At 43.2% G+C, this 6233-nt stretch carries 6 protein-coding genes; 3 read left to right on the top strand and 3 right to left on the bottom strand.

Going from position 1 to position 6233, the window contains the following annotated elements:
- From AC1DPZ_RS19905 to AC1DPZ_RS19895, 3 genes are all read left to right on the top strand, one after another.
- A partial coding sequence (locus AC1DPZ_RS19905) for a uroporphyrinogen-III C-methyltransferase (RefSeq protein ID WP_477406650.1) occupies positions 1 to 427 on the top strand: 427 nt, incomplete at its 5' end.
- Positions 405 to 1913: a TSUP family transporter gene (locus AC1DPZ_RS19900; protein WP_477406648.1), complete on the top strand. Its 1509-nt coding sequence runs from the start codon at positions 405 to 407 to the stop codon at positions 1911 to 1913. The genes AC1DPZ_RS19905 and AC1DPZ_RS19900, both read left to right, overlap by 23 nt.
- 1 nt (position 1914) lies before the next feature.
- A complete protein-coding gene (locus AC1DPZ_RS19895) occupies positions 1915 to 2625 on the top strand; it encodes a phosphoadenylyl-sulfate reductase (protein WP_477406646.1) in 711 nt (236 codons plus the stop codon).
- A 583-nt stretch (positions 2626 to 3208) separates the two neighbouring features.
- On the opposite strand, the gene AC1DPZ_RS19890 is transcribed toward AC1DPZ_RS19895, so the two are convergent.
- From AC1DPZ_RS19890 to AC1DPZ_RS19880, 3 genes are all read right to left on the bottom strand, one after another.
- Positions 3209 to 4867: a sulfatase family protein gene (locus AC1DPZ_RS19890; RefSeq protein WP_477406644.1), complete on the bottom strand. Its 1659-nt coding sequence runs from the start codon at positions 4865 to 4867 to the stop codon at positions 3209 to 3211.
- A 516-nt stretch (positions 4868 to 5383) separates the two neighbouring features.
- Positions 5384 to 5713 carry a YnfA family protein gene (locus AC1DPZ_RS19885; RefSeq protein WP_477406642.1) on the bottom strand — a complete coding sequence of 110 codons (330 nt, stop codon included), beginning with the start codon at positions 5711 to 5713 and terminating at the stop codon, positions 5384 to 5386.
- A 309-nt stretch (positions 5714 to 6022) separates the two neighbouring features.
- Positions 6023 to 6233 (bottom strand): hypothetical protein (locus AC1DPZ_RS19880; protein WP_477406640.1); only part of this gene is annotated, 211 nt, incomplete at its 5' end.

Genomic DNA, 6233 nt, shown 5'->3' with positions numbered 1-6233 from the left:
GGTTATCCCTGGTATCTCAAGTTCGATAGCTGTTGCCGAGCTGCAAAACATCCCGGTGACCCACCGCGGTTTAAGCGAAAGTTTCTGGGTAGTTACCGGCACCATTTCAAGCGGTGAAATATCACCCGATCTGTATGATGCAGCCCGCAGCAGGGCTACCGTAGTTGTATTGATGGGGATTAATAAATTAGCTGCGATTACCGAAATATTTAAAGGCGAAGGTAAGGGCAAGATGCCCGTAGCGGTTATCCAAAGTGGAACAACGGTAGATGAAAAGGTTGCCATAGCCACCGTGGAGAGTATTGTTGAGGTAGTAAAAGAGCATAAGATCGGTTCGCCGGCTATCATAGTTTTGGGCGAAGTAGTTTCGCTGCATCCAAAGTTTCAGTTGATCAAAGAGGTTTATGACATTGTTGCCGAAAGATAAGAGTTTAACAAAAATTGAGCACGAAGAAATCGGCGGCAACCAGTTGTTCCCGGTTTTTTTGAAGTTGAATAACCTGCATACGGTATTAGTAGGCGGCGGTAATGTGGGCCTGGAAAAACTGACTGCTATTTTAAATAATAGCAATTATGCTAAGGTAACCATAATATCAAAGACATTTTTGCCAGAGATACACAGCCTTGCCGCAGAAAACGAAGGTTTAAACATTATCCAGAAATCATTTACTGATGATGACCTGAATACCGCCGAAGTAGTTATTGCCGCTACTAATGACAGCGAGCTTAATAACTRTGTTCGCCAGGCTGCACATGACCGCAAGCTGCTCATCAATGTAGCCGACAAGCCCGAACTTTGCGATTTCTATTTAGGATCAATAGTTCAAAAAGGCGATTTGAAGCTGGCTATATCTACCAATGGCAAATCGCCAACGGTAGCCAAACGCTTAAAAGAGGTTTTAAATGAAAGCCTGCCCGATGAATTGGATACCACCCTACAGCAAATGAGTGCTTTAAGGGAAACCCTCAGCGGAGATTTTGCTGCCAAGGTTAAAAAACTGAACAGCGTAACATCGGTACTGGTTCAGCCTAAGTCGATAGTGATCAAGAATTTTATCTGGCTGATATGGTCAACCATTATTCTTTCTATAGCTATAGTTATAACCGCCCTGTATTTCAGGGAGCCCGCGTTTAAAACATTTTTAGAGGGGGTTAACCCACAGTTCTATTATTTTTTAGGGGCCGGGTTTTTATTCGCAATGATAGATGGCGCCATCGGCATGTCATATGGTGTTACGTCTACCACCTTTTCCCTTTCAATGGGTATCCCTCCTGCTTCGGCAAGTATGGGTGTTCACCTGTCCGAGATCCTGAGCTGCGGTATAGCGGGCTGGATGCATTACCGCATGGGCAATATCAATTGGAAACTGTTTAAATTACTTGTAATACCGGGCATTATCGGTGCTGTTACGGGCGCTTACCTGCTATCGTCACTGGAGCATTACAGTATGTATACCAAGCCCGTAGTATCCTTATATACATTGACTTTGGGCGCTGTAATATTATCAAAAGCATTTAAGGTAAAGCAAAAAAAATCGGCAGATAAGGTAAAACGCATTTCGTTATTAGGTTTAGGCGGTGGTTTTATTGATGCTGTTGGCGGCGGCGGCTGGGGTTCTATCGTATTATCTACCCTTATTGCAGGTGGCCGCAGCCCTATATTTTCGTTAGGTACTGTAAAATTATCTCGCTTTTTCGTCGCTTTGATGGGGTCTATCACCTTCATCGCCATGGTAAGCAGCGATCATTGGCAGGCTGTAGCCGGTTTAATACTGGGCAGCGCTTTAGCATCGCCTATAGCGGCAAAAATCTCTAACAAAATCTCCACCAAAACTATCATGGTATCAGTAGGTATCATTGTAATATTGGTGAGCATTAAATCAATTGTTTCCTTTGTTTTAAAGGTTATATAATATGAACCAGGTAGTTGAACAATTAACAGATATTACCACAGGCGTCGGACCCGTTGAGGCTCTTGCCAAACTGGCCGACCTGTATCCCGGTGAAATAGTTTTTTCAACCAGTTTTGGATGGGAAGACCAGGTGATCAGTCACATGATCTTTGCCAATAAACTCCCCATCAAGGTTTTCACTTTAGAAACCGGCAGGCTTTTCCGCGAAACCTATTCGGTTTGGAGCGCCACTATGGACAGGTATAAACAACCTATCCATGCCTATTACCCTAACCATGAGTTGCTGGAGCAGATGGTAAATGCCAAGGGCCCCAACAGCTTTTATGAATCGGTAGAGAATAGGAAAGAATGCTGCGGCATCCGTAAAATAGAACCTCTTAAACGCGCCTTAAAAGGCAACAAGCTTTGGATCACCGGTATCCGTGCCGATCAATCTGTTAACCGGCATGATATGCACGATGTGGAATGGGATGAACAAAACCAATTGGCAAAATACCACCCCATTTTTCATTGGACCCTTGATGATGTAAAAGCCTATATCAAACAATACAATATTCCTTACAATTCCCTGCATGATAAAGGCTTCCCGAGCATTGGCTGCATGCCTTGTACACGCGCCGTAGCCGAAGGCGAAGACTTCCGCGCCGGCCGCTGGTGGTGGGAAGATCAATCCAAAAAAGAATGCGGATTGCACGAGGTGACCGCAAAGTAATAACAAGACTTAAGGGATTGACAAGCAAATAAACTACTGATTATCAGTTTCCAACCGCGTCATTGCGAGGTACGAAGCAATCCCAAACTGTACAGAGCCACTTCAAAATTCTGGATTTTTTGTGTTACCATATTGCCTCACCCACGTCATACGGATACCGACCAGCCGGGCTGGAAAAAACAGTAATGACATGTATGGATACCACAATCACCTCGTGATCGTCATTGCGAAGGGGTAACAGGATAATCCTGGAAAAAATGGGGATGACATGTTTACTTATGCAAGTAGTTGGCCTGTCACCCTGAGCCTGTCGAAGGGTCGCGCGCAGAGGCCTTCACCCACTATGCTTCGACAGGCTCAGCATGACAGCCCTTTTTTAATAATCATTCTCTCACAACGAGAAGTGTCTTTAGATGCATTGATAATCAACCACTTGCGAACAAGTCATTATAAGGGGGTACGACGAAGCAATCCCAAAAATACAGATCGGATTTGCACAGCTACTCTGTAAATCGGGGATTGCTTCGTTCCTCGCAATGACGGCTAAGAGGTTCCCAGTACTTACGCTAAAGAGGCTATTGTATTAAAATTCATCAGTTGGCACCTTCAATTTTTTTCGGTAGCTATCAAGCCGCTTTTGAAGATTGTCGGTAAGTTTTTCATAGCCCGGTTTGCCAAAAAGATTATGAAGCTCCTGCGGATCGGTCTTTAAATCGTAAAGTTCGTTACAATCAATATCATCATCGTTGGTTACATAGCCCGCATTGTTGATTAGTTTAAGAACATTATATTCCTTGAAGCCGGGAGTTGTCTGGTACCTTGTGGTTGCTCCCCTCATACCACCCTTGCCGTAGAAATGAATTAATTTATATCGTTCGGTACGTACACCATCATGTTTGCGTACCATATGAAATGCAGGATAATCATAGTAATGATAATACAGATCATTACGCCAGCCCTTTGGTTTGGCTCCCTTAAATGTTGCTTCAAGGGAATTTCCGCTCATCTCCTGTGGCTTTTTAAGTCCAGCAAGCGACAAAAACGTTGGTGCATAATCAATGTTTTGTACCAGGGCATCGCTTTGGATTCCGGGCTTAATCGCTTTTGGATACCTTATTAATAAGGGTGTCCGGAAAGATTCTTCGTACATAAACCGCTTATCAAACCAGTTATGCTCGCCCATATAAAACCCCTGGTCTGAGGTATAAACAACCATGGTATTATCCTCCAGGCCATTATCCTTCAAATATTTCAGAATTTCGCCCACCCCATCATCTACCGATTTGATACACCGCAGGTAATCCTTTAAAAACTGTTGGTACTTCCAAAGTGCAAGTTCCTTTCCTGTCAGCTTCGCATTAATAAATTGCTGGTTCCTTAGCTTGTAATGCTTATCCCACACAGCCCTTTGCTCAGGTGTTAGCCTACCAAGCTCGCTCATCAAAAATGTATAGGAAAGCTTATCATAAGGAGTTACCAAATCATTTTTCAGCTCTTCTAACTTCAAATCCTGAACCAGTTCCATATCATTACTGATTGACATTTTTTGAGTTTTGGCAGCTTCGCACCTCGACTTATAATCATCAAAGAATGTTTCGGGTACAGGGAAATTTACATCGTTGTACAAATCAAGATATTTTCCATCGGGCATCCAGTTGCGGTGAGGTGCTTTGTGGTGTACCAATAGGCAAAAAGGTTTATTTTTATCACGTTTTTTCAAAAAATCAAGGGCATGTTCAGTAATCAGATCGGTGGCATAGCCTTGTTCCTGGATAAATTTGTTCCCGGTTTCGGGCCCTTTAAACGTTGGGTTATAGTATTTACCCTGGTCATCCAGGATATGGTAATAGTCAAATCCCTTTGGATCTATCGACATATGCCATTTTCCGACAATCGCCGTTTGATAACCCGCATGCTGTAACAACTCGCTAAAAAATACCTTTGCGCTATCTATTCCCTCGGCAAGCTGGCGCTGGCCATTTTGGTGACTATAAAGACCGGTCATGAGGCATGCCCTGCTTGGCGTACAAAGAGAATTTTCAACAAAAGCCTTACGGTAAATGATGCCCCCGCTCGCAATTTTATCAATATTAGGCGTAGGTGCAAGTTTAGAAACCGGCCCACCATAAGCACTTATGGTTTGATACGAATGGTCATCGCTCATAATAAAAACAATGTTGGGCTGCCCGCCCACACGCTTTTTCTTTGACGCAACCTGTGCTTGCGCCAATACAGTTAACATACAGAGGGCAGTTACCGTTATTAAAAGAAACTTATCGAGACAAGTTTGAACTGGTGTTTTTTTAAATTTCATATAGATTCCTTTATCTTTTTATCAAATTTTATGCTAAATGCCACCACCTCACCCTGATAAGGCTTTGGGAAACCAAATTACGAAACAAAAAAGCAATAACAATATCTTTAATCATTCAGTGTGATCAAATGGCCCTCAAAATTCTTTGCCCCCTCAGGATCCATCCAATGCTATTAAGTTATGGGATTTTTCATCCAAAGACGCAGAGACGCAAATTGATTTGCTTATTTTTGATTTGCGCGTTAGCCTCTTTTGTCCCCTCAGGGTCTCTCGCAGAGGACCCTGAGGAGCTATGCAGATCGAATATCCAAATTCAACACCCTGTAAACCCCCTCCGGGTCCCTTTTCAAGGAGACCCGGAGGGGACAAATATTTCGTGAAGCACAGGTCAGCTATCGCTCAAAGGCTTCTGCACAAAACCTGTGCTAAAAGGCGTCAACTATATTACTTTCTTGGCATGTAGATAATGATGCACGCGCCAATAACCGCAACCCCTGCGCCGATTACATCCCATTTGTCTGGTTGAAAGTTATCGACTTTCCAGGCCCATATCAAGGCCATAATGATAAAGATGCCGCCATAGGCAGCATATACGCGCCCAAAATCAGCCGTTTGCCAGGTTGCCACTACGCCATATAAAACTAATATGATACCACCTACCATACCCCACCAAATTGGTTTGTCGTTCTTAAGCCATTGCCAGACTAAATAGCCGCCGCCGATCTCAAACAGCCCGGCCAGCATAAAAAGTAAAAATGATTTGACTGCTGCCATTTTATAAGCTTATTTCGTCGTGTATAAATGTTTTGATGCCCCCGGCACCTGATGTGTCCATCAGGATCTACTGATCCCTTGACACAAACATATTGAAATTAAAGAAGTCACAGTATAGTCTTTCCGTATTTATAAAGTTGGTTAATAGATCAATTGTTGCGGCGGTATTTTTGAACTTTTAAGAGAAGTTATTGCTTGGTTCCATGAATTTTGCAACTGTAATAATTCATTTTTATATCAAGCAAAAAGCGGATGAGTTCCCCCATCCGCTTCAAAAAAACTATATAAAACGTATTAAAAAGCTGTTGTTTATTTGCCGGCCAACAAACCATCCAACGTAACAGATACATAGTACAGGCCGCCTATAGTAGGGCCACCCGCGTATTGGTAGTAGCGTTTGTTGAATATATCGGTTGCGCCTGCCTTAAAGGTGGCATAGTATTTTGGTACACGGTAAGTAACCTGGGCATCAAATGTACCTATTGCCGGTACTGTACCTGTTACCAGCGGGCTTTCCCAC

This window comes from Mucilaginibacter sp. P4_G9, assembly GCF_056400985.1.
The sequence above is the reverse complement of the archived record's forward strand: the minus strand, read 5'-3'. Positions and strand labels throughout refer to the sequence as shown.

Excerpts from the sequence above, each read along its gene's own strand:
- AC1DPZ_RS19895 (WP_477406646.1), top strand. The coding sequence starts at position 1,915 with ATGAACCAGGTAGTTGAACAATTAACAGATATTACCACAGGCGTCGGA.
- AC1DPZ_RS19890 (WP_477406644.1), bottom strand. The coding sequence starts at position 4,867 with ATGTTAACTGTATTGGCGCAAGCACAGGTTGCGTCAAAGAAAAAGCGT.
- AC1DPZ_RS19885 (WP_477406642.1), bottom strand. The coding sequence starts at position 5,713 with ATGGCAGCAGTCAAATCATTTTTACTTTTTATGCTGGCCGGGCTGTTT.